Source organism: Kiritimatiellia bacterium (genome assembly GCA_018001225.1).
GTDB lineage: Bacteria > Verrucomicrobiota > Kiritimatiellia > CAIQIC01 > JAGNIJ01 > JAGNIJ01.
Genome location: JAGNIJ010000032.1, coordinates 1 through 20,984 on the forward strand (window position 1 = coordinate 1; position 20,984 = coordinate 20,984).

Below are 20,984 nucleotides of genomic sequence, written 5' to 3' on the forward strand. Positions count from 1 at the left end.
TGGTGTTCGATTACGGCATGGTGCTGGTGAACCAGCTGGCCGTGGTCTGGCCCGCGGGCCTGGCGATCCTGTTCCTGGCCGTCCTGTCGGGGGTCATGCTGGTCAGGATGCCCGGCGTGGGTTTTCTGGGCCTGGCCTTCTTCCTGATCCTCGCGCCCTCCTCCAGCGTCAACCCCGTCCTGGGCCAGACCATCGCCGAGCACCGGATGTACCTGCCGCTGATCCCGCTGATCCTGGCCGTGCTCCTGGCCGGCTGGCGGTTCACGCGCAAGGACCCGGCGCTTCAGCGCGTCCTCGCGGCGGCGGTGTTTCTCGTCGTCCTCGCGTACGGCGCCGCCGCCTGGCGGAGGAACGAGGTCTACCGTGACCCGATCCGCCTGTGGACCGACACCATCGCCAAGTGGCCGAACAACGACCGCGCCTACAACAACCGGGGCGCGCTGCTCATGAACTCGGGGCAGCAGGCCGAAGGCGCCGCGGACTTCAAACAATCGGTGCGGGTCAATCCGGGCTTTTTCCTGGGCTGGTACAACCTGGCGCTGTACCACCAGGAGCGCGGGCAGCACGAGGAGGCCCTGGCCTTGTATCGGCGGGCGCTGGAGCTGCGGCCGGACGCCCCCGCGGCGATCGGCAACCTGGCGCGGATGCTGCTGATGACGGACCGCGCGGAGCAGGCCGAACCGCTCGCGCGGCAGGCCCTGCTCATCCGGCCCGACGATGAACGTCTTCACCTGCTGATGGGCGATGTGCTTCAGCGCATGGGCGGGCCGGGCGAGGCCGCGAGGGCCTACGAGAAGGCGTTAGAACTGAATCCCCGGTGGGAGCGAGCCCGGTTGTACCTGGGCGCCTCCCTGGTGGAGACCGGGCGACGGGACGAAGGAGAAGCGATCCTGCGGCAAGCCGCGGATCTCGCGACGCCGTTCGCCGCGGCCCACAAGCTGCTTCAGCTCGGTCGCGCGAGAGCCGCCGCGCTTTTTCTCGCGCCCTACACCGAGCCCGCGGCCCGGCCCTCCGTGGACACCCTGTACATCGCCTCGTGGATACTGGCCACCGCGCCGGACGATGGCGTCCGCGACGGGAACCGGGCCGTTGAACTGGCCGAGCGCGCGGCCCGGGAACTGCATGCCCCGAATCCCATGATCCTGGACGCCCTGGCGGCGGCCTGCGCCGAGGCCGGGCGGTTCGATGAAGCCGTGAAGCACATCGAATCGGCCCTGGCCCTGGTCGGGCCGCAGGAACCGCCGGGCTCCATCCGGGACATGCTCGCCGCCCGCGCTGAAGTATACCGTCGCGGAGAGCCATACCGGGACGTTCGAGCCCCCGGCCGCGTTCAACCCGACGAGTTGATTCTGCACCACGAGATGGCCCGGCAAGGAACCACGAGCCCCGTCAATGAAAACCGAACGCCCCGAGCCGACTGAAAGCGGCGTCTCCCCATGGGCTCGATTTTCAACCCGGGCGCGTCATGAAGATTCGAATTATGGAAAGGCCCATGTCACAATCCACTGACCGTCCGCTCCGGGCCTGGATCGCGCCCGCCTTAATCGTTCTGACGGCGCTCCTCGTCTACGGCTGCACGCTGGACATCCCGTTCTACCTGGACGACCAGTGGAACCTGTTGTCCAACCCCAGCGTGCGGAACTGGCGGGACATGTTTTCCGTCCTGGCCCCGCCGGTCGGGGCGGACGAGATCAACCTGGCGCGCCGCCCGTTCATCAATCTCACCTTCGCCTTCAACTACGCGCTGGACGGCTACGCCCCCGCGGGATACCACGCGTTCAACATCGCGGTGCACATCCTGAACGGTTTGCTGCTCTACGCCCTCCTGCGGCGTGTCCTGCGCGGCCCGGGGCAGGACTCCGAGCTTGTTCGCGCCGCGCCCATCCTGTCCGCGCTCGCGGCGCTGCTGTGGGTGGCACACCCGCTGAACACCGCCGCCGTGAACTACGTCAACCAGCGCACCGAGCTGCTGACGGCCTTCTTCACGCTGGCCACCCTGTATGCCCTGCACCGCTCGACGACATCCAGCCGGCCCCTGGCCTGGAAGGCGCTGGGGGTCGGGGCTTGCGGGCTGGGCATGGCCTGCAAGGAAGTCATGGCGGTCGTTCCGGTGCTGGCGCTGGTGTACGACCGCATTTTCCTGGCCGGGTCCTGGCGCGATGTGTTCCGCCGGCGGAAGGGCTTTTACGCGGCGTTGTTCGGCACGTGGGGCCTGCTCGGCGTATTCCTGCTCCGCTTTTCAGGCGCGACCGGCGGGCTGCTCTGGCGGCCGTACCTGCTGACACAGGCCTGGGCACTGAACCGCTACATCAAGCTCGCGTTCTGGCCCCATCCCCTCGTGTTCGATTACGGCGTGGTGCTGATCCATGACCTGGCCGCGGTATGGTCCGCGGGCCTGGCGGTCCTGGTTCTTATTGCGCTCTCCGTCGCGCTGCTGTTCAAGGCGCCCGGCATGGGATTCCTGGGGCTGGCCTTCTTCCTGATCCTCGCGCCCACCTCCAGCGTCAATCCGGTGATCGGCCAGACCGTCGCGGAGCACCGGATGTACCTGCCGCTGATCCCCTTGATCGTGGCCGTGCTCCTGGCCGGCTGGTGGTTCACGCGCGCGGACCGGAAGCTTCAGCGCGGCGTGGCGCTCGCGCTGCTGCTGCTCGTTCCCGTGTACGGCATGGCGGCCCGGCGCCGGAACGAGGTGTACCGGGATCCCATCCGGCTCTGGACCGACACCATCGCCGCGTGGCCGGAAAACGATCGGGCCCACAACAATCTCGGCACGCTCCTCATGAAGGCCGGGCGGATCCGCGAAGGCCTGGCGGCCCTTGAGGCTTCGGTGCGGTTGAATCCGCGCAACGCCAAGGCCTGGTACAATCTCGGGCTGACTCAATATTACGTGGGCCGGCAGGAGGACGCCGTTTCCTCCTACCGGCAGGCGCTGGCCTTGCGCCCGGACGCTGCGGCCGCCCTCGGCAACATGGCGCGGGCGCTCCTGTCGCTGGGCCGCGCGGACGAAGCCGGGCCTGCCGCGCAAAGGGCGGCGCAACTCCGGCCCGACGATTACCGCCTCTTCTTGCTCCTGGGGGATATCGCCTACCGGGCCGGGCGGCAGGACGAGGCGGTCCAGCTCATCGAGACGGCCGCGAACCTCGCGCGGCAAAAGGGGCAGCCCGGGCCCGTCCTGGAGATGCTTTCGTCCCGCGCGCAAAGCTACCGTAACCGGGAACCGTTTGAAGTCGTTCATCCGCCGGGCCGGATTCGCGTGGACGAGGTGATCCTGGACCATCACGACATGGCCCGGTAAGGCAGGATTCTGAATGTCACCATCAACTGACCGTACCCGCCGGGCCTGGCTCGCGCCCGCGCTGATCGTGCTCACCGGCCTCCTCGTCTACGGCCACACGCTCGACATCCCGTTTTACCTCGATGACCACTGGAACCTCCTGACCAATCCCAGCGTGCGGAACTGGCGGGACGTGTTTTCCGTCCTGACGCCGCCGGTCGGCACGGACGAACTCACGCTGGCGCGCCGCCCGGTGATCAATATCGCGCATACCTTCAACTACGCGCTGGGCGGCTATCATCCCGCGGGCTACCACGTCTTCAACATCACCGTGCACATCCTGAACGGGCTCCTGCTCTACGCGCTCTTGATGCGTACCCTGCGCGGGCGCGGGCAGGAAGCGGACCTCGCGCGGGCCACGCCCGTCCTGGCGGCCCTGGCCGTCCTGCTGTGGCTGACCCATCCCTTGAACACCGCGGCCGTCAACTACGTGAACCAGCGAACCGAGCTGCTGACGGCTTTTTTCACGGTGGCCACCCTGTACGCCGTGCAGCGCTCGACGACATCCCGTCGGCCGCTGGCCTGGAAGGCGCTCGGCGTCGGGGCCTGCGGACTGGGCATGGGCTGCAAGGAAGTCATGGCGGTCGTGCCGATGCTGGCGCTGGCGTACGACCGTATTTTCCTGGCCGGGTCGTGGCGCGAACTGTTTCGCCGGCGCAAAGGCTTTTACGCGGGATTGTGCGCCACGTGGGGCCTGCTGTTCCTGTTTATGCTCCGGGACCCGATCCGGCATGGCGGGGCGAATTGGTGGCCGTACCTGATGACGCAGGCCTGGGCGCTGAACCGTTACATCAAGCTGGCGCTCTGGCCGCATCCGCTCGTGTTCGATTACGGCGTGGTGCTGATCCAAGATCCGGCCGCCGTGTGGTCCGCGGGCCTGGCGATCCTGGCCCTGCTCTCACTCTCCGTCGTACTGCTGTTCAAGGCGCCCGGCATGGGCTTCCTGGCGCTGGCGTTCTTCCTGATCTTGGCGCCCTCCTCCAGCATCAACCCCGTCCTCGGACAGACCATCGCGGAGCACCGGATGTACCTGCCGCTGTTCCCGCTGATCCTGGCCGTGCTCCTGGCCGGCTGGTGGTTTACGCGAAATGACCGGAAGTTCCAGCGCGGCCTGGCGCTCGCGCTGCTCGTTTTGATTCCCGTGTACGGGACGGCGGCCTGGCGGCGGAACGAGGTCTACCGCGACCCCATCCGCCTATGGACCGACACCGTCGCCCAGTGGCCTCAAAACTCCCGCGCGCATAACAATCTGGGAACACTGTTCCTGCAAGCCGGCCGGGTGGATGAGGGTATCGCGTCCTTCAAAAGAGCGATCCAGTCGGGCCCGACCGGATACGGGGCCTGGTACAACCTGGGGCTGACCCAGCAATTCGCCGGCCGGTACGAAGAGGCCATCGTCTCGTACCGCAAGGCATTGGAATTTCGAGCGGACGCGCCCCCGGTGCTCGGCAACCTGGCCCGGCTGCTGCTGGCGCTGGATCGCGCGGCGGAGGCCGAGCCGTATGCCCTCCGGGCCTTGCCGTTGCGGCCCGACGATTATCGTCTCCGCCTGTTGCTGGCGGATCTGAACGCCCGGATGGGGCGAACCGAGGAAGCCGCGCGGCATATCGAGGCCGCCGCAACCCTGGCCGCGCAAAAGGGACAGCCGGCCGGCGTCATGAATCTGTTGGCCGCGCGCGCCGAGGAATACCGCCAGGGCAAGCCCTATAAGCCGCCCCACCCCCCCGACCTTGTCCGGGAGCACGAGATGATCCTGGACCAGCACGACATGACCCGCTGAACCCAGGTTGGCCGCCGGCCTCCCCCTTCGTCGGACGTCGGCGCTTCAGAAATAACCCATCGGGCCGGACGTCGGCGACCCGGCCGCGGGGGCGTTCCCGCGGAGACCTTCGATGCGCTCCTGAATCGCCTTCTCGACCGCTTCCTCGCCGCCGGCCGCGGAACAGGACCGCCGCAGGACTTCCCGGGCCAGCGACGGGTCGTGCACGGCGGAATTCGGATGAGCCACGAGCGTCCAAGCCAGGCCGTCGGCCAGGGCATCGTCGTCCCCGGCCACCATCGCGGCGTCCCGGAAATACGTCCCCGCTCTCTCCGCGCTTCCGAACTTCGCTTCCCAGAGACCGAGGTGGTAACACGCCCGTGCAAACGACCACTGGTTCGCGGCCTGCTGGATCATGGAGAGGCTTTCCGCCGTCCTGTCCTGGAGCCCATGGATCGCCGAGAGCCAGTATGGGGCAACCGGCCAGTCGGGCCGGGTCCGGGCAAGATCCAGCCAGACGGGCGCGGCGGCCTCCGGGTTCCCCTGGCGCATGAGGGCCAGGGCCTCGTCGCGGCGAGCGACGAGACTCTCCAGGCCCGCCACAAAACGCGTGACGCGCCAGCGGTAGTCCAGCGCCCGCATCCCGCCGGCCACGGCACGCCCGTACGCCAGGGCCTCGTCTTCCATTCCGTTCCGGAGCAGTTCCGTCATGTGATCGCAGGCGGCCTGGGCGGCCAGGAAGCCGTGCTTGTGCGCCCACCCGAGCAAGGCCTCCGCGGCCTCCGCCGGCCGGCCCAGCGGCGCCAGGGCCCGCGCAAGCAATTCCCGGACGTCGCGGCGGTGCGGCTGGCTGCGCGCGAGCGGCGCCGCGAACGCCTCCACGTCGCGGTAGCGATGGAAGGACAGAAGAACCTGGGCCCACAAACCGGCGGCCATGGTGTCCCGCGGGCGCCTGGCCAGGTGGTCCTGGAACAGGGACCGGGCGGCGTCCACGTCCATGGACTGCACGCGCACGGAAAGGGCCTGGAACTGCCGCGTCAGCGCCGCGAGGCGTTCGGGGGCGTCCGGTTGCCGCGAAAACGGAGGCCGGCCATAGCGGGCCAGCAGCGATTGCGCGAACCATAATTCCGCCAGGGGCGTGAACAGGCACTCTTTCTTCACTTCGTCCGGCGCCGGCCATTCCATTCCGGCTGTTTCGATAGACTCCAACGCCGGACCACGCGACAGTTCTTCCGCCCAGAGCCGGGCCAGTTCATAACTGCCCTCGGGGCTGAAGTGCACATGATCCACGAAGAGGTCGGCGTCCCGCCGTTGCTCGCGGATTTTGAGATCGGCGTCCACGAAGGCGACCTCGAAGGCGGCGCCCACATCGGACACGACCTTGTTGATCCCGTTGTCCGCCCGGTACCGGAACGCATCCTTTTCCTTCGCCTGGTCGAAGCGCGCATCGGCCTCTGCCTTCCGGCCCAGTCGTTCCAGGCACTGCCCCATCCGGTACGCCAGCTCGGCGTGGGCCTCGTCCAGGAGCGCGGCGGCTTCGAAGCGGGTTAGCGCCTGCGCGGCATCGCCGGCCCGAAGGGCCGTCATGCCGTCTTCATAGTGGCGCTCCCAATCCCGGCGCGCGGCCTCGATCAGATCCTTTCGATGCACGGAAAGCGACGGAGGACAATCCATCCGGTTGACGGCGACGGTGCTCACAAGCACCTCCGCGCCGGCGGCCCGCGCGGCGGCGACGATGTCGCGCAGGTTGCGCTCAAAACGCCGCCGCATGCCGGGCAGGCGGGGATCGTCGGCGGACACGGGGGAATCCATGGTTCGGGCCAGGCCCTGGAACGCCAGGGGACCCCGCGTCTCCATCAGCATCGCCGCCGCGAGCCCGGCGCAACGGACCAGGCGCAGGCGGGTCAGCGCCGCCGCCGCGCGAACCATGATGTCGCTCCCGGCGCGCCCGAAAAACGTCAGCGGGCCGTACGGGCCGATCACCTCGTTGTTGCCGATGTAGAGCAGGACTACGTCCGGTTTCAAAGCCGGCAGGTCGCGCGCCAGCTCCCGGATCACGGGACTGCTGATGGCCGTGATGGCGGCGTTGACGACCTCCACGGTCCGGCCGGGATAGCGAAGCGCGAGGAGCGCTTCCAGCATGCGCGGGGGGCCGAAGGCGGGCACGGGATCGCCCATGGCGGCCGATTCGCCGAGGACCACGACGCGGACCACCCCGGCCGGCTTCTCCCGTTCGATAAAAAACGGGAGCGGCAGCCGCGCCATCGGCGGCATGAAATAGGCATAGGTGCAGAAAGGATTCTCGGCCCAGCCGGGCTGCCCTTCCGCGGCGGCCGGCCTCACCAGGGCGGCCGGGTATCCGGCCCCCACGCCGCGAAGGCCCAACTCCAGCATCAGGAAAAAAAGAACCGTGGCGGCAAGAGAGAAAAACAGCTTTCTCGCAAAACGCTTCATGTGGCCCTTCTCATGCCCATGACAAGTTCCACGACCGGGGACGGATCACGCTACAAGCGGCCGGGAGCGTCATGAGGGATCTTTTGCATATCGGTCAGCTGCCGCACGGCATTGGAATCCCCGGCCCGGACGGCCAGCGCCAGGGCCTCCTCCAGAACACGCCCCGCCTCATCCCGCCGGCCCGCGGCTTCCAAGCTGCGGGCCAGGGTCATCCGGACCTGATGGGATTCGGGGTCCGAAGCGACCGCCCTTTCGGCGAGCCCGACGATCTCCCTGGCCTGCAACACATCCACAGCTCCGCGCTGCAGGAGGAGATCGGCCAGGTTGTTGAGAAAGAAAGGGCTCTCCGGAACGAAGGTCAGCCCCCGGCGATAAAGCCCTTCCGCCCGGTCCAGGTCCCCCCTCTGCGCATAGGCCCGGGCCAGCGTGATCAGCAGCCCGACGTCCCTCGGACGCCGCGCAAACGCCTTCTCCAGCGCATCAATACCCTCGGCGATCTGGCCGCCGCGGAGATAAATCTCCCCCCGCAACCCGAGAAAATCCGCCATGTTAGGCATCCAGGCCAATCCCTCATCCGCCAGCCTCGCCGCCTCCTCGAGGGCCCCCCGCCCGACCAGGCATTGCGCCAGGGATAGCTGCGCATCCGGAAAATGCGGACAGAGCTCCATGGCTTTCCGAAAGGATGGCTCGGCCTCCGCCCACCGCCCTGCCTCCATCCGGTATGAGCCCGCGATGTAGTGAAAGTAGGGATCGCGCGACCGCGAAGCGGAGGCGGCCTCGACAAGGCGCTCGAATTGTTCGGGGGGCCAGTCCCTCCGCGACGTTTCGCGCAAGGACAAACTCTGCGCGCGCATCCACGGCACCCGCTCGGCGGCGTCCGACTGGCCGGCAAACGGCGGGTTGTCGTACAGGAGGGCGATCGCCGACCACGCCTTGGATTCATGAACAGGCAGGAAGAGAAGGCGCTCAACCAGCTCGCGCCTCGACAGGGACGGCCCGGCCGACGCCAGCGGCTTGATCGTCGGAAGGCCGAGCACGGCCTCCGCCATCCATTCGGCCACTTCCAGGCGGCCTTTCATGGTCAGATGGACATGCTCAAAGAACCGCTCGCGGTCCGCCATGAGCACGGGCGACTCGTGAAGCCGGCGATCCACGTCCACCAGCACGACGCCTTCTTCCCGGTGGCGAAGCGCGATTTCCCGCAGGATGGCCTGGAGCCCGGAATCCGCGCGAAAACGATAGGTGTCCAGGTCGCAAGCCCGGCGGAACCAGGTCAAGGCCTCCTCCGTGCGCCCGACGGCATCCAGCGCGCGGCCGGTCTCGTAGGCCACGCCGGCGTGCTGCACCGCGCCGGGATCGGAGATGGCGCCCCGCAGGGAAAGGGCTTGCCCTGCCGGCGACTCCGCCCAGGCCGCTCCAAGCGGCGGCCAGTCGCGCAGGTTGACGCCCATCGTGCACACGACCACGGGCACGCCGCGGCCGGCCAGCCGGCGGACGAGATCCCCGATGTTTTTCCTGAAATAGCGGCGCATCGAGGGCAGCGCCGGATTCTTCTCGTCCACGGGCTTGTTTTCAAACTCCCAGAGCCCGTGCCAAATAACCGGATCGTCCGTCTTTTTCTCCGCCTGCCCGAGCCTCCACCGGTCCAACAGGCGAGCGAGTCGCAGGGTCCGTGCGCGCTGAACCAGCCCCATCACGAGGGGGTGGGCATGGAACGAGCCGAACACCGAACCCGGGCCGTAGGGTCCGATCACCTCGTTGTTGCCCGCGTAAAGGATCACCGCATCCGGTTTCAGTTTCAGGCTTTCCAGCCCGATCTTCCGGACCTGGTGCGAATTGATGGCGGTCATGGCCAGGTTGAGCACCCGCACGTCGCGGGACGGGAGGCGGTGCGCCAGCGAGACCTCCACCACGCGCGCCAGGCTGAACGCCGGAAGCGGAAAGCCTTCGGCGGCCGATTCCCCCAGGACCACGACCCTGATTTCGTCGGGCTTTTTCTCGGCGGGGATCCACAGCGGGGGCAGGCGGGGCGGGTTGTCGCGGGGGAAAATCGCGGCTCCGTAGCGGGGATTCGTCATCCACCAGGCGCCATCGGCCCGCTCCACCCGCAGGAGGGGCGACTGGCCAGGGCTCACCCCGGCGGCCCACAACGCGCCTTCGATGAGCGCCAGCGCCAGCGCCGGCGCCAGCAGGGCCAGCCCGGCCTTGAACAGGACGGTTTTCACGGCGCGCAGAATGACAAAAGGCCATTCATGAGACAAGCATGCCCTTGGAGCCGGATTCCGTAATGGGTACTATCATGCCATGGTCATCCCGCACCCATGTCTCGGCGTTGTAGCGCTCTTTTCACAAGCGGTTCGTCCCATCCAGAGCGCCGTCGCTTGCTTGCCGCGGCGAAGCCCGAAGGGCGAAGACGGTCCGGCGCACTCCAAGGCGCTCCGCGCCGGCAACCATTCTGGAGTGCGGCGGGAAGGCCCGATCGCGAAGCGCATCGGGACGCCACGCCGCTTTTGGCGGCCGGCCATGAGTCTCGTGGCATGTGAATCATGAAACCTTCTCTTCAACATGCCCTGCTCGCCCTTGCCCTCTTCCTGGCGACCATGGCCCTGTACTATCCCGCGCTGAAATGCGATTTCGTGGACTACGACGATCCGCTGTATGTCACGGGAAACGCCTGGGTGCGCCGGGGGCTGACCCTGGAGGGAGTTCTGTGCTCATTCCGCGAGCCGGTGGCCGGCATCTGGCACCCGCTGACGATGTGGTCGCACATGCTCGACGTTGAGCTCTTCGGATTGAATCCGGCGGGACACCATCTCCAAAGCCTCCTCTGGCACGCGGCCAACACCGCGCTGCTGTTCCTGCTGTTGAGCCGCGTCGCGGGCGGCGTCTGGCCCGCCTTCGCTGTCGCCGCCCTGTGGGCGGCGCACCCGCTGAACGCGGATTCGGCGGTCTGGATCGCCGAGCGCAAGAACCTCGTGAGCACGTTTTTCTGGCTCGCGACAATCGGCCTGTACATTCGTTTTACCCGGCGCCCGTCGCCGAACGCGATGATGCCCGTTCTGGCGGGCTTCGCCCTGGCCCTGATGGCCAAGCCCATGCCGGTCACCCTGCCGTTCACCCTCCTGCTGCTCGACGTCTGGCCGCTGCGGCGCGTGGACGGATTCGGACGGATTTCATGGCGCGCGTGGAAGGACCTGCTCGCGGAGAAGGCGCCGCTGTTCATTCTTGTCGCGGTCTTCATCTTGAGCGCGCTGAAGACCCAGGTCATGGCCGGGGCCACGGAAATGGCGGCTCCCCTGCCCCTGGGCGCGCGCCTGGCCTATCTGCCCGTTTTCTACGTGGACTATCTCCGGCTGGTCTTCCGGCCGCGCGGGCTGTGCGTGCTGTATCCCGCTCCGACCGTTCCCCCGACGGCCGGACCGGTCCTGGGCGCCCTGCTGATTCTCGGCGCGATCTCGGCATGGGCCGTCCGGCAGCGGCACAGACGGCCGTGGCTCCTGGTCGGCTGGCTCTGGTTCCTCGGCACCCTGGTGCCGGTGATCGGCCTGGTATCGCTCGGTTTGCACCGGATCGCCGACCGGTACATGTATGTCCCGATGCTGGGCCTCCTGCTGATGGGGGTCTGGACGCTCTTCGACGCCGCGCGGGGACGCCGGCGCCCGGCGGCTTTCGCGGCGGCCGCCGCGGCCGTCCTGGCCCTCGGACTGGTCACGCGGCTCATCCTTCCGCACTGGAAGGACAGCGAAGCCCTTTTCCGCCGGGCCCTTGACGTGACGGAAAATAACTACACCATGCACTACAACCTGGGCCGGCAGCTGCTGTTCCGTAAGCGCTTCGATGACGCGCTGGCCCGCTTCCGGGAAGCGATCCGCCTTCGTCCCGACTACTACATCGCGCACAACAACCTCGGGTGGACGCTGATCCTGAAGGGAGACCCCGCGGCCGCCATGCCGCATCTCGAGGAGGCGCTGCGGCTGGCGCCCCACGATCCGCAGGTGCGCAAGAACCTGGCCATGGCCCTGGAGCAGTTGGGACGAGCCGCCGAATGATAGCCGACGATCTCCGGAGTGCGGCGGCAAACCCCGATCGCGAAGCGCATCGGGGTGCGACGCCACTTTCCACCAGCAGGGCGCGACCTATTCGCGGCCGGGCGCACGATCGACCAGACGCACCTTCTCGACAAGGCTGTCCCCCAGTTCCCGATCCAGGGCGCGGACTTCCCGGCATAGCTCCCGCGCCTCCGCGGTCCGTCCGTTCCGGACCTCCCGCCGCGCGCGGTTGGTCAGCGCGCCCAGCAGGTTGGCGCGCACCCGCCGGTGGCGGGGCGCCATCTTCAGCGCCCGCTCCATGTGAGGCAGCGCCGCCCGGACATCCCCATACTGAAACAGCAGCGCCGCGTAGTTGCCGTGGATCGAGGCGCTCCCCTCGTACCGCTGCAACACCTGCCGGTAATGCTCCAGGGCCTCGGCGCCCCGCCCCTGCATGGCGAGGAGGCCGCCGATCCCGTCCAGGACATCGAGGTGGTCCGGGTGAATTTGCCGCGCTCGCTGGTATTGCTCCATCGCCTCCTGCAACCGCCCCTGCTGCGCCAGAAGGGTGCCCAGGTTGATGAGGGCGATTTCGGACCGCGGATTCCCGCGCAACGTGTGCCGCCACAGGCTTTCCAGGTTCCGATACGGCACGGACTGGCGCCAGATCAGCACGACGCACACGCCGAACAACACGGCCAGCGTCCACGCCCGTCCTCCCGGGCGGCGGGGCAACGCGTGCCACAGGCCTCCCGCCAGCATGGGGATCAGGGCCATCAGGCCGAAATACTGCCAGTGATCGGACACGTACGTGAACCGGGTCATGTAGAGCACGTGCAGCAGAATCAGTCCAGCGGTCGAAAAGTAGTACAGCGACACGGCGACCAACGGGCCCCGGCCCCAGCGGTTCCGCCGCGCCCAGAGGACCGCGAGCAGGATCAGCACCGAGGCCGGCCAAGCGTAGTTCGACACCCGGGCCGCGTCCACGGTCCATTGCGGATAGAAGAACACCAGGTCCAGCGGGAGCAGCGCCTTCGACAGGTAGAACCAGAAGGACTGCCCCGACAGGATCAGCCGCTGCGGATAGGAAAAACTCGGTGGATCCGGAGCCTCCCACACGGGAGTGTGTTCGAGATGAATCGTGACCAGGGATATGGCCACGCTGAAGCCGAGCCAGGGGAGATACCCCAGCCAGTCCGCCCGGGACACCCGGCCCTTTTTCCACCAGGCGATCAACGGGAGCGCGACCAGGAGGATGAACGCGCCCGATTTGGCCAGGATCGCGCCGGCAAACAATACGAAGGCCAGGCCATAAAAAGGACGTGGTGAGGCGCCGCGGCCGGGTTCTTTTTTCTCCAAGTAAACAACATATGACAGCAGGGCGCCGAGGAGAAGAAAACCGCTCAACACGTTCTTCAACTCGGTGATCCAGGCGACCGACATGACGTTGACGGGATGCAGCGCAAACAGCGCCCCGGCCCACCACGCCCATTGCAGGCCCAGGCGCTGCAGGACGTACGCCAGCAGGATCGCCGTCAACCCGTGCAGGAGAACATTGACGGCGTGGTACCCGAGGGGATTCAGTCCCCACAGATGGTACTGGATCCAGAACCCCGTGAAGGTCAGGGGATAGTATTGGGTGGTGTTTCCAGGAATCCAGATCGCGCGCAGCCCCGCCGCGGAGCGCAACGTCAGGTTGTCCACGACGTACGCCTCGTCATCCCAGATAAAATCCCCCTTCAAGACCGGCGCATAGGCCGCAAAGACCAGGAGCAGCAAACCGAGCGGAAGGACAAGCCGGCGCGCCATGCCGGACTTCGGCACGCTGGCTTCAACCGGCTGCATACATGGTTCCATCGCCGGGCATAGTATCCCCGCCGCTCCCGCACCGGCAACCCCGGAATCCCGGCGCGGCGGCATGACGGGGTCTCGGAATCAAGGCGAAACTGCCGCTTGCGCGTTCCGGCCGCTTTGGTTACACATCGCGGCATATGACGGACCACACGCCATCGCCGGCTCGTTCCGCCATGAAAAGGGCGTTGCTGGCGGCTGGATCCGCGGCCGCCGCCCTCGTGCTGGGCGAGGCCGCCGTCCGCTTGTTCAACCTCGGGCCGGATGTCTTTCACGTGGAACTCGGCATGGTCACGCTGTCGTCCGATCCGGAACTCCGCTACGAGTTGGTTCCGGGTTTTCAGAACCCGTCCAAAGACGTCCTCGTCAATGCGCTGGGCATGAGGGATGTCGAGCGGACAACGGCGCGCGCACCCGGCGCCCTCCGCGTGGCCTGCGTCGGCGATTCCATCGCGTTCGGCATGGGCGCCGACAATCGCCACACATTTCCGGTGCACCTGGAACGGATTCTCGGCGGGCATCCGTCGCTTTCGGGCCGGCCCGTGGAGGTGCTCAATTTCGGGGTGCCCGGCTATGCCATCGGGCAGGTGGCGCAAACGTTGGAGACGAAAGTCTCCGGCTTTCACCCGGATCTCGTGCTCTACCTCTTTTCGCTGAACGACGCGCAGCGCTACAGCCAGGAACTGGATCTGCTGCTGACCCGCTCCGCGCTGACCTCGCCCGACCGGAACTACGTGAAGGCACTCTGGCGCCAATCCTCCCGCCGGCTCGGGGGAAGCCGGCTCTGGCTTATCCTGAATCACACGGCGGCCGGCTTCTTCGGCAGCCGGGAATCGCCCCCGGATCAGAATCTGATGCCGCATCCCCGTAACGACATGTTCCAATTGCTCGCCGGAAACGGCATCGCTTTCTATGCCTCCCTCTACATGGAACCCGAGGCCTGGCTGCGGGTCTGCCGGGGGCTTGAGCGGATTCGCGCGTGGAGCCTGGAGCGCAACATTCCCGTGTACGTGATCATCATGCCGGTGTTCTCCGACGCCGACGACCGGACCCTGGCGGCGCTGCATCACCGCGTGGCCGAGCAAGCGAGGTCATTGGATTTACCCGTGATGGATCTTCTCGACATGTTTCGCCGGCGCGCGACCGATCTGGGGCGCAGACTGAACTCCGACCTTCTCCATCCCAATGCCCTCGGCTACGAAGAGGCGGCGCAGGCGGTGGCCCGCCGCCTGCTCTCGGAAGGCGTTCTTCCATGAGGGCTCTTTCCACCGAATCCCCGCTCCGCCGCGCGGCGCCCTATGCGGGCATTTTTCTCCTGGCGTGGGCCCTCCGGCTCGTGTACCTGCTCCAGGTCTCCGGTCATCCCTCTTTTCATTTCCCGCTCGTGGATGCGAGGGAATATCACGAGTTGGCGCTGCGCCTCGCGGGCGGGGCTTCTGACCTGCCCAAGATGGCCTGGCAGCCCTGGTTTTATCCCATGCTGCTGGCGCAGGTTTATCAGTCTTTCGGCGCCTCCATCTGGGCGGCCAAGCTCCTGCAGATCACGGCCGGCTCGCTGACCTGCGTGGTCGCGGCCCTGATGGGAACCAGCGTGGGCTCGCGCAGGACCGGCATCCTGGCGGGTGTCCTGGCGGCCGTTTATGGCCCGATGATCTACTATGACGGCGAGTTGCTGGCGGAGACCTGGGCCGGGCTGTGGCTGACCCTGTCCGCGTGGATATCGCTCCGACCCGCCGGCCGCGCGAAGCCTGTGCTGTTGGGCATTCTCGGCGCCCTTTGCCTCTTCACCCGGCCGCCCCTCGTGCCCGCCTGGGCTGTCGCGGTCCTGGCCCCGCTAATTCGCCCGTCGGAGCGAAAGACCGTCGGAATCAAGCCATGGCTGGGCGGTCTGGTGGTCGGATTCATCCTGACAGCCTACCCGTTTCTCCACGGCATCCATTTCGCCACGGGCGCCTTCCGCTGGCTTCCCACGACCGGCGGCATCAACTTCTACATCGGCAACAGCGCCGACCCGGGCCGGACCATCAATATCCGCCCGGGCCATGCCTGGGAAAACCTGACTCTCTGGCCCGAGCTGAACGGCGCGCACACCGACAGGGACATGCAGGACTTCTACTACCGCGAGGCCTTCCGCGACATTCGCGCCCGCCCGGCGGCATGGCTCAAACACCTCGGCGTCAAGACGGCGCAGTTCTTCTCGTCCCGCGAGATTCCTCGAAACATCGATCTGTACACCTTCCGCCCGGTCTCCTCCCTGCTCGCGCTGACGACGTGGAAGATCGGCCGGTTCGGCTTTCCCTTCGCCATCCTGGCCGGGCTGGCGGCGCTGGGCCTCGTGGCGCGCCGCGGCCGGCCGTACCGGCTGGCGCTGATGATCCTGGCCTACGCCGCCGGGATCATCCTCATCCACGTCTGCGACCGCTACCGGCTGCCCGTCCTGCCGCTGCTGATCGTCTTCGCGGCGGCCGGGGTGCAGGCCTTGGCCGGACAACTCAAGCAGTGGATCCGGAAAAGTGACACGGGCGTCTCGCCCGTGCTCCCCACGGCCGGGGACGGCCGTGCCACTTTAACCCGAACGCCAAGCCTGGCCTTTTCTTTGATTCTTATCGTGACGGCGGCCGTCGCGACCAGCCTCGGCGGCCCGTATGACGCCGAGCAGTGGAACTACAAGGCCGAGCTGGACCGCCTCGTGGCCGTGGGCGCGTATGACCGGGGCGACTTCGAGACGGCCGAGTTCCATGCGCGTCGGGCCGTGGAGGAGAATCCGGCCGAGGCGCACGCCTGGAACCAGCTCGGCCTGCTGCGGGCCCAAAAGGGGAAGCTCGACGAAGCCGAGACATATTTCCTCGAGGCCCTGCGGCAGGACCCCGCCCATGCCCCCGCCTGGTTCAATCTCGCGCGGATCGCCATGGAGCGCGGGCAACTCGAAAAGGCGCGGGATCACTACCTCGAAGGCCTGGCTCACATGCCCGGGCACCTGGCCGCCCGGCTCGATCTCGGCGATCTCTACCTGCGTATGAACCGGCCCGATGACGCCATGGCCTGCTACGAGGAGGTTCTGCGGATCCGGCCCGGATTTCTCCCGGCGCTTCAGCGGATGGAGCGGGCCAGGCGGAACCCGGCGCTGACCATTGGCACATCAGGCCACTGACCCTCGCGATAGGCGCAGCGCAAGTAAGTGGGATCGGAGCCAAAGGTAAGGCTCACGGGATACCAGCCTCCCCCGCGAAGGATCTTGGCGCCCAGATCGCGCACCACAACAGGCGGGTCGATGTTTGCACGATTGGTCTCCCCGACGGGATCGGGCAGGCTGGCCGAAGGGCTTGAATACCAATTGGTGGCATACCAATCCCAGCACCACTCCCACGCGTTCCCTCCCATGTCGTAGAGACCGTAGGCATTGGCCATGTCCTGGGTGGTCCCCGCATCGGCGCCGCTCATCCAGTCCGTCAGGGGATGAACGCTGAAATCAATCTGCTGGCGGCCGTCGTAATATCCCACGGGCGTCGTGGCGATGGTCTCAAAATACCAGGGGTGCGGCGGCTGATTGGTCCACGGCTGATATCGGCCATCCGCGTAGTTCGCCTTGACCACGTCAATGTTATACAGGTAGTTCGACGGCCCGTACACGGAATCATTCGGCCATGGAAAATGCGTGCCGGCGATGCCGCCCCGGCAGGCCTTTTCCCATTCCGCCTCCGTGGGCAGACGGTAGCCGCCGGCGTTAAGGTTCATGGACCAGTTCGTCACGGCAAACCCAATGGCCCGGGGGAGTCCCTCCATGTCGCTGCGGTAGTTGGCATAGGCCTGGGCGCCGTACCAGGTAATGCCGATGATGGGAAAATTCGTCCGGTTGTTCTTCACGTAAAACGCGCCGTTCGTGAAGCCGATCTGGCTCCAAGTCTGGTCCAATCGATAGAGCGTCTGGGTGACGCCCTCGAGGTTGACGACTTGGGCATGGGGATGGGCGTCGATTGGATTGACGCCGAGCAGGTTGTTTGTATAAGCCCACTGGAAGACCTCGGCCGCCTTTTCATTGGAGACCTCGTACTTGTCCATCAGGAACGGGCTTACCGGCACGTCATGAACCGGCAGTTCGCGCGGCCAGCCCTCGACCAGGGCCGGATCCCCGTACGTGTTGCCCATGGCAAATACACCGCCGGGAACCAGGACCATCGCGTGCCGGGTCCGGAAAGCCGTCGAGGTGTCGGCCCAGACCCGGTAGAAGCGCATCGGGGCGTTCGTGACGTTCAGCCGGACCGACATCCACTGGCCGGTGGGCAGATACGCGCCGGCCGCCTTCCACGCGTTGGATGCCTGCAGTTCAGTCGTTATTTCCACGCGATACAGCGCCGCCGTGCCGTCGTGAAACCAGCTCACCCCGTTCCAGGACCGGGTCCCGGCGGTTTCCGGTTCGGCCGCCCGGGCGGAAACGGCTGGGACGCCCAGACAGAGAGATAGGCAGAGTAGCCGCGTACGAGGCAAATGGGCTTTGTATTTGCACATATCCTTTACAAGTACCCTGATCGCAAAAGCGTCGTCAAGCCGCTCTGGAGTGCGGCGGGAAGTCCCGATCGCGAAGCGCATCGGGTCGCCAAGCCGCTTTTCCCGGTCAGAGCGCCGTCGCCTCGCGGACTCGTTGCCGGCGCACTCCAAGGCGCTCCGCGCGGCGCTTGCCCGGCCGCCGCGCTTTTGGTACCACGGCCCCATGCATGGCCCGACAGAACCCGGCGCAACCCCCTGTGATCGTCGCCCCGCGCGCGCGCGGGCCGTCTTCTATTTCGGCCTGCTGGCCGTGCTGGCCGCTCACTTGCTGCTGGACATCCGCTCGCGCGACGGCTTCACCTGGATGGACCCGGAGCAATACTACGAAGCCGCCAGCCATCTGGCCCTGGGAGGCGGGTTCAAGGATTTCGCTGTAGCCTCCTTTTATCCCCTGCTGCTCGGGGCCTTTCTTTTCGTGCACGACTCGATCCCCTGGGCGCTGGGGGTCCATGCGCTTTGGCTCGCGGGCCTGGGAATTGCCTTTGTCTTGATTTGCCGCCGCCGGGACCTCGGGGAATGGGCGCCCGCCGGATTGCTGGTCCTGATGGCCGGCCCGGCGATGTTCGGGTTATCGCGTGAACTGTATATCGAGTTTCCACTGACGGCCCTGGTGACCCTCCACTACCTGGCCTGGCTTCGCGAAGGAGAGAAGCGCAACGCGTTCCGTCTCGGCTTGCTCATGGCCGCCGGGTTCGCGATCAAGATGACCTACCCGCTTTTTATCCTGGGCCCGATCCTGGCGGACGCCGCGACGGCGCGGCGCCGGCGGAACCCGCGGCGCCTGCTCTGGCTTGCGGGCATCGTGGTCATCCCGGTTCTATCCGTCATCGCCATCGCCTTTCTTTATTTTCCGGGCATGTTTGAATACTACTCTTCCATCGGCAACACCCGCATCCCCACGATGCGCCTGATCGGTCCGCCCGAGGCCATGTCCTGGGCGGCCGCCTGGTTTTACCCGCATCAAATCGCGAAGAGCTACCTGGGATGGGCAGGCCTGCCCATCCTGGTTCTCCTGGCCATGGCCCGTCCCTTTCACCATGGGCGCTGGGATCGCGAGCGGCTGGGCCTATGGCTGGGGGTTCTGATTCCGGTCGGCGTGTTCGCCTGGATGCCGGTTCGAGAAGTCAGGCACCTGGCTCCTGCGATTCCCGCCCTCGTTCTGCTGGCCGGACACGGATTCCGCGACCTGGTCCCCCTCCGCCAGCGCGCCCGGATCGGCGCCGCGGCATGCCTCCTGGCCGCGGTTCCGTACCTTGCGGTGACCGCCGGACGGGTCGAGGCTCCCTATTTCCTGAACCGCCCGATGAGACTCGACCAGGTTTCAGGGGCCTTGTTTTCCATGACCCCGGACGCCGCCCGCTACTGGACGCGTCCCGATCGGCCGGACGTCGATCGCTGGCGATTCACGCGAAGCCTGCTCCTTTCCGGATTCGATCCCAACGAGGCGCTGGCCTTCGCGTGGTCGCTGGCCCCCGGCGGAACGATCGACCTCGACCGCCACGGGCAGCGGCCGGCGGCCTTGTTGCCAAACGGCTACCAAGCCTTCATGGACTTCTTCCTGCTGGCCGCCTTCAACCTGTACAACCGACGGTGCGGCTGGAACCACGCCTATGAAACCCTCACGCGCGAGGAAGCGCTGGACGCCGCGGATGCCCTGGTGCTCATGGCGTCCAAAGGCGAGGAGCCGCCCCGCTTCGAAGGATTCTCACCGGTCGACCGTGTCGAGCGCTATGGCGGTTCGGCTTACGTGATCTACCGCCCGGATCGCCTTCCGCGGAAAACGTTCCGGCGGATCTACGCGGAAAAATACCTGGCGCGAAACCCCGGGGCTTCGCGCGAGGAACTCAACGCCGTCTGGACCGACATGAGGCTGGAGGCCGTCTTGCGAAACGGCAAGGCGGATGAGGAAGCGATGCGCGCGCTGTTCCCCGCGGATTTCGTCCTGGGCGGGAAAGTCCAGCCGATTTACTTCCTGTCGGCCTATCCCGAATTGATGAAAGTGCTTTCCGATTCTCCCGACTCGCCGCCGTCGCCTTAAGGGCAGCGCTAACAAGGAGCCTTCTGGAGTGCGGTGGCAAGGAGCGCAGCGACGCGACACCGCTCTGGACTGCGGCGGGAAGCGAGTCTTCGAGCGCCACGCCGCTCTTCCCAGTCAGAGCGCCGTCGCGCTTCGCTTGCCGGCGCACCCCAGGGCGCTTCGCGCCGAAAAAAAGAAGCGGGCCTCGAAAGGCCCGCTTCTTCTATCCATCTTGACGTCGACTTAGCGACGACGACGATAGGCCACCAGACCGGCCACGCCCAGGCCAATCAGCGCCAGGGTGGTCGGCTCCGGAATAACCTTCGTGAAGGTCGCGCTGTAGTTCGCGCCGCCGTTGCTGTCCCACTGGAAGGTGGTCCCGGCATCGGCCGTCGCGCGGAAATACACGGCAACCGTGTGGGCGCCCAGGCTCGCGCTGGCCGCCACATCCGCACCCGTCATGTTCTGCCACTTGTCGTTGTTGCCGGACTGCTCCAGCCAGGGCAGGTCGACATAGGCCTGATGGGTGCCATCGATGCCGTAGCCCATTTCCGTCGTCACGCCCATGACGCGCTCCCACGTCACAGCTTCCCCGCCGAGGGTCAGGCTCATGACATCGCCGAAGCCATGACCGTTGAACCCGGACGCCGCCCAGGTGGCGCTGGCGTTGTACCACGTCGTGCCTTCAACGTGATAAACCGCCGAGTCACCAATCCACTGCAGGGACTGGCCCATCGCCATCTGCGCCGCAAACAATACCGCTGCGAGTACGATCAGCTTACGCATCTCATAACTCCTTTGTTGTTGTTACCTTCACTTCTCGCTGCGTGATCCACTACGACCACACATAAACGATGTATTATTTGTCACATATTGCCAGCTAACCAGTCAAGGGTATTTATCATTTTTTTTTATCTTTGTAATATATTAACAGCAAGCTTGTTAAAGCGATTTACTTTGTGTCTGTAAAAAAAACATTGTTCAGATCATTGA

At 66.4% G+C, this 20,984-nt stretch carries 12 protein-coding genes; 7 read left to right on the top strand and 5 right to left on the bottom strand.

The features are described 5' to 3' along the window. The 3 genes from KA248_10900 to KA248_10910 form a co-directional block, all read left to right on the top strand. On the top strand, window positions 1–1,421 hold a 1,421-nt coding region (locus tag KA248_10900; protein ID MBP7830415.1), incomplete at its 5' end, for a tetratricopeptide repeat protein. Window positions 1,422–1,492: 71 nt separating this feature from the next. After that, window positions 1,493–3,298: a tetratricopeptide repeat protein gene (locus KA248_10905; GenBank protein ID MBP7830416.1), complete on the top strand. Its 1,806-nt coding sequence runs from the start codon at window positions 1,493–1,495 to the stop codon at window positions 3,296–3,298. A 13-nt stretch (window positions 3,299–3,311) separates the two neighbouring features. Continuing rightward, window positions 3,312–5,117 (top strand): tetratricopeptide repeat protein, encoded by a 1,806-nt coding sequence (locus tag KA248_10910; GenBank protein ID MBP7830417.1) that lies wholly within the window; start codon window positions 3,312–3,314, stop codon window positions 5,115–5,117. 45 nt (window positions 5,118–5,162) lie between these two features. Here KA248_10910 and KA248_10915 read toward each other — a convergent pair whose 3' ends face one another. After that, a complete protein-coding gene (locus tag KA248_10915; protein MBP7830418.1) occupies window positions 5,163–7,550 on the bottom strand; it encodes a hypothetical protein in 2,388 nt (795 codons plus the stop codon). Window positions 7,551–7,600: 50 nt separating this feature from the next. Then, the gene (locus tag KA248_10920; GenBank protein MBP7830419.1) at window positions 7,601–9,775 is read right to left on the bottom strand and encodes a tetratricopeptide repeat protein; all 2,175 of its coding nucleotides are present in this window, start codon (window positions 9,773–9,775) and stop codon (window positions 7,601–7,603) included. Between the two features lie 321 nt (window positions 9,776–10,096). Between KA248_10920 and KA248_10925 the strand changes: the two genes are divergently transcribed. Beyond that, a complete protein-coding gene (locus KA248_10925; GenBank protein MBP7830420.1) occupies window positions 10,097–11,599 on the top strand; it encodes a tetratricopeptide repeat protein in 1,503 nt (500 codons plus the stop codon). Window positions 11,600–11,686: 87 nt separating this feature from the next. Here the strand turns inward: KA248_10925 and KA248_10930 are convergent, their stop codons facing one another. Continuing rightward, the gene (locus tag KA248_10930) at window positions 11,687–13,423 is read right to left on the bottom strand and encodes a tetratricopeptide repeat protein (protein MBP7830421.1); all 1,737 of its coding nucleotides are present in this window, start codon (window positions 13,421–13,423) and stop codon (window positions 11,687–11,689) included. A 182-nt stretch (window positions 13,424–13,605) separates the two neighbouring features. Here KA248_10930 and KA248_10935 point away from each other — a divergent pair, with 182 nt between their 5' ends. Both KA248_10935 and KA248_10940 read left to right on the top strand, forming a co-directional pair. Continuing rightward, window positions 13,606–14,685 (top strand): SGNH/GDSL hydrolase family protein, encoded by a 1,080-nt coding sequence (locus tag KA248_10935; protein ID MBP7830422.1) that lies wholly within the window; start codon window positions 13,606–13,608, stop codon window positions 14,683–14,685. Further along, window positions 14,682–16,580 (top strand): tetratricopeptide repeat protein, encoded by a 1,899-nt coding sequence (locus KA248_10940; GenBank protein ID MBP7830423.1) that lies wholly within the window; start codon window positions 14,682–14,684, stop codon window positions 16,578–16,580. The genes KA248_10935 and KA248_10940 overlap by 4 nt, the downstream gene beginning before the upstream one ends. Here the strand turns inward: KA248_10940 and KA248_10945 are convergent. Next, on the bottom strand, window positions 16,520–17,809 hold the full coding sequence (locus KA248_10945) for an SUMF1/EgtB/PvdO family nonheme iron enzyme (protein MBP7830424.1): 1,290 nt from the start codon (window positions 17,807–17,809) through the stop codon (window positions 16,520–16,522). The genes KA248_10940 and KA248_10945 overlap by 61 nt on opposite strands. A gap of 328 nt (window positions 17,810–18,137) precedes the next feature. On the opposite strand from KA248_10945, the gene KA248_10950 reads away from it, so the two are divergent. Continuing rightward, complete coding sequence (locus KA248_10950) at window positions 18,138–20,012, top strand: hypothetical protein (GenBank protein ID MBP7830425.1); 1,875 nt, start codon at window positions 18,138–18,140, stop codon at window positions 20,010–20,012. Between the two features lie 222 nt (window positions 20,013–20,234). Here KA248_10950 and KA248_10955 read toward each other — a convergent pair whose 3' ends face one another. Beyond that, window positions 20,235–20,777 carry a PEP-CTERM sorting domain-containing protein gene (locus KA248_10955; GenBank protein ID MBP7830426.1) on the bottom strand — a complete coding sequence of 181 codons (543 nt, stop codon included), beginning with the start codon at window positions 20,775–20,777 and terminating at the stop codon, window positions 20,235–20,237. Window positions 20,778–20,984 lie beyond the last annotated feature (207 nt).

What these genes read in the sequence shown, in the direction of transcription:
- KA248_10905 (MBP7830416.1), top strand. Translation starts at nt 1,493, where the DNA reads ATGTCACAATCCACTGACCGTCCGCTCCGGGCCTGGATCGCGCCCGCC.
- KA248_10910 (MBP7830417.1), top strand. Translation starts at nt 3,312, where the DNA reads ATGTCACCATCAACTGACCGTACCCGCCGGGCCTGGCTCGCGCCCGCG.
- KA248_10915 (MBP7830418.1), bottom strand. Translation starts at nt 7,550, where the DNA reads ATGAAGCGTTTTGCGAGAAAGCTGTTTTTCTCTCTTGCCGCCACGGTT.
- KA248_10925 (MBP7830420.1), top strand. Translation starts at nt 10,097, where the DNA reads ATGAAACCTTCTCTTCAACATGCCCTGCTCGCCCTTGCCCTCTTCCTG.
- KA248_10930 (MBP7830421.1), bottom strand. Translation starts at nt 13,423, where the DNA reads ATGCAGCCGGTTGAAGCCAGCGTGCCGAAGTCCGGCATGGCGCGCCGG.
- KA248_10935 (MBP7830422.1), top strand. Translation starts at nt 13,606, where the DNA reads ATGAAAAGGGCGTTGCTGGCGGCTGGATCCGCGGCCGCCGCCCTCGTG.
- KA248_10940 (MBP7830423.1), top strand. Translation starts at nt 14,682, where the DNA reads ATGAGGGCTCTTTCCACCGAATCCCCGCTCCGCCGCGCGGCGCCCTAT.
- KA248_10950 (MBP7830425.1), top strand. Translation starts at nt 18,138, where the DNA reads ATGCATGGCCCGACAGAACCCGGCGCAACCCCCTGTGATCGTCGCCCC.
- KA248_10955 (MBP7830426.1), bottom strand. Translation starts at nt 20,777, where the DNA reads ATGCGTAAGCTGATCGTACTCGCAGCGGTATTGTTTGCGGCGCAGATG.